At 49.8% G+C, this 2,329-nt stretch carries 4 protein-coding genes; all 4 read right to left on the bottom strand.

Annotation, left to right across the window (positions count from 1 at the left end; genetic code table 11):
* Positions 1-74 precede the first annotated feature (74 nt).
* Positions 75-317 carry a hypothetical protein gene (locus FZF01_RS19255; RefSeq protein ID WP_150279451.1) on the bottom strand — a complete coding sequence of 81 codons (243 nt, stop codon included), beginning with the start codon at positions 315-317 and terminating at the stop codon, positions 75-77.
* A 101-nt stretch (positions 318-418) separates the two neighbouring features.
* Positions 419-943 carry a hypothetical protein gene (locus tag FZF01_RS19250; RefSeq protein WP_150279450.1) on the bottom strand — a complete coding sequence of 175 codons (525 nt, stop codon included), beginning with the start codon at positions 941-943 and terminating at the stop codon, positions 419-421.
* Positions 944-1,026: 83 nt separating this feature from the next.
* Positions 1,027-1,449: a hypothetical protein gene (locus FZF01_RS19245; RefSeq protein WP_150279449.1), complete on the bottom strand. Its 423-nt coding sequence runs from the start codon at positions 1,447-1,449 to the stop codon at positions 1,027-1,029.
* Positions 1,450-1,537: 88 nt separating this feature from the next.
* Positions 1,538-2,239 (bottom strand): hypothetical protein, encoded by a 702-nt coding sequence (locus FZF01_RS19240; protein WP_150279448.1) that lies wholly within the window; start codon positions 2,237-2,239, stop codon positions 1,538-1,540.
* Positions 2,240-2,329 lie beyond the last annotated feature (90 nt).

Here is a 2,329-nt window from a genome sequence, read left to right as displayed (position 1 = left end):
GCCAGTTTGTAGCCGCGGAGCGGCGGAGAAGTGGTCCCGTGCAGTGACTGGTTATGTGTCTGTTTCACCGAGGCCTACGAGTCAATGCCGATTAAGGCATCGATGCCTTCATCCCTGATGGTGGCCTGTACTTCCTCCAAGGCTGCGCGGTCTGTATCGAATTCGTCGTCCCATACCGTGGAAGTTCCAAACTCATCTATTACTTCTAAGAGCCAGCCACCTTTGTCGCCACGGTAAATTTCCACTTCCACGGTTTTGCCGTCAGCGGTCAGATTCTGGCATAGGGAGCTCATCTCGAGTTCAAAATCATTTTCCATTACCGATCTCCGAGCTGGAATTCATGTACACATAACGCGGAGCTTTGCGGCAATTTTGTAGCCGCGAAGCGGTGGAGAAATTGTCCGACAACAGCGAATTGTTAGCGATTTTCAAGTCCTGCAGAAGCCCGATCTTCACGAATCTCCTGATGATTTTTATGGATCATCTCCTTCAATTCGAGGAGGCCTGCGCGTACTTCACGATGCGCTGACGGGAATTTGTCTTTAGGCGTAAAATCATTTGGCGTTTGGTCATCCCAGCTCAATACATTCTCGATGACCTGCTCCCACTCTGACGGATTCCCCCCAATATACTCGTTCACTTCCTGGCCAAGGGTGGAGTTCAAGGAAGAAAAAAGCGCGAGATCTTGGTCTGGTGGCAGATTGGGCCGCGCCATTAAGTGAACTCTGTAGCGAAGCTGGCCGGCATAGAACCAAAACGCAGCTTCATCCATATCTCCTGAACGTAGAAGTCGTCCGGAGTGCAGGTACATCTCAAGAGGATGCGCTTGCGCAGCCTGTGCCGGCTTGAAGTTCGGAGAGGTGTCTAGGGTGGTAGTAGGCGTAGTGGCGCAGCCACTTAGCAGGGTCAAAAGAGCCGAAATAACTATAATAATACGGAGCATGACTTACCTCTAGCTAACGTAGAGCTTTGCGGCAATTTTGTAGCCGCGAAGCGGTGGAGAAATTGTCCGACAAAAGCGAATGGTTAGGTATTTCTCGATTCGTCCTCTGACTCGACTACATGTTTTATCAAGGGCAGCCAATAACGCTGCATTGGCGGCCCGCGCCAAGAAATTATCGTTAAGATGATGCAGTTCAGGCCAACAACGCCAAAAATTACTAGGCCAAAATACATTTTCAATTCCGTACGAAGAAGATCCGCCCTCATATCGATCATACTGCCAAGTAGAGAGACAAGTTTCGAGTCTTCTAAACCCAGGGATGCGTATGAATTCTGGTCGGCCAACCACTCAATTTGTATGAAGGTATATATCGAGAGAGCGATTGAAAGTATTCCCACTAGTAATGCAAACCAACGCATTATCGCCCAATGGTGGTGCCAGCGCTGCATCTTCTCTGCAGCTTCACGAAGCTGTATGAGTTCCTTTTCGGTAATGCCCATGCTCATCTTGGATACCTAACGCCCGGCTCACGCGCCGGTTTGTAGCCGCGGAGCGGCGGAGAACCGGTCGCTGTGCAGCCGATTGTTAGCGATCTCAAAGCCAGAACTGCCACCATTTCCTGCTTGCTCTAGCCTGTTCTTTCAATCTCCGCTCATGCGCCACCCAGCCCCCTCTAGGTGGCTTCGGCGGTGACGGCGGCAGCGGTGGGGAGGAATTAAGAATCTCAAGCTCTAAAGAATCGGATGCACCATCGAAGCCGAACATGGGCAACCTAAAGTTCAAAAACTCGAAACACTCGTCTTCAGCAATTTTGTGCAATCGACTTGAGGACTTTTTATCCAAATTAGTGCCCATCTCACGGGACCAATTTGCCTCAATCTTTCCTGCGCGGAAGCGCAGCTTCTTCAATTGACCATCTACTGAAACACAAGCGAGGTCGGTGCCTTCATCGTCAGAAATTACACTCAGAACCTCCGTGGACAGCAGTTGGCTCAGCTGTAGGTTTAGATTGATAAAAGCACGTTTAAAACCATTGGCACGGTTCTTTTTCCTCAATTCGTCGTAAAGCTCGTTGAGAGCACCAAGGGGGGCAGGAAATTGCAACGGTATATCCTTCACCGCAGGTACAGAACTGAAAGGATATTCCCAGTCTTTTCTGAAGTCGAAGACATCAACGAGTTTCTCCGGAAATTGCTCAGTCCCGAAGACCTTCCAAGGAAGAGACTGTGGCAGCTCTTCCAACTTTGAGGAGTCTGCGCATTCTTTGGCAACCGAGAAGGCTAAAAGGTATCCCATAGTTCCTATTCGCTAACGTAGAGCTTTGCGGCGATTTTGTAGCCGCGAAGCGGTGGAGAAATTGTCCGGCAACAGCGACTGGTTATATGT

The organism is Halopseudomonas salina, assembly GCF_008641105.1.
Note: the sequence above shows the minus strand (reverse complement) of the source record. Positions and strands in the feature narration are given on the sequence as shown.

Excerpts from the sequence above, each read along its gene's own strand:
- FZF01_RS19245 (WP_150279449.1), bottom strand. The coding sequence starts at position 1,449 with ATGAGCATGGGCATTACCGAAAAGGAACTCATACAGCTTCGTGAAGCT.
- FZF01_RS19240 (WP_150279448.1), bottom strand. The coding sequence starts at position 2,239 with ATGGGATACCTTTTAGCCTTCTCGGTTGCCAAAGAATGCGCAGACTCC.
- FZF01_RS19255 (WP_150279451.1), bottom strand. The coding sequence starts at position 317 with ATGGAAAATGATTTTGAACTCGAGATGAGCTCCCTATGCCAGAATCTG.
- FZF01_RS19250 (WP_150279450.1), bottom strand. The coding sequence starts at position 943 with ATGCTCCGTATTATTATAGTTATTTCGGCTCTTTTGACCCTGCTAAGT.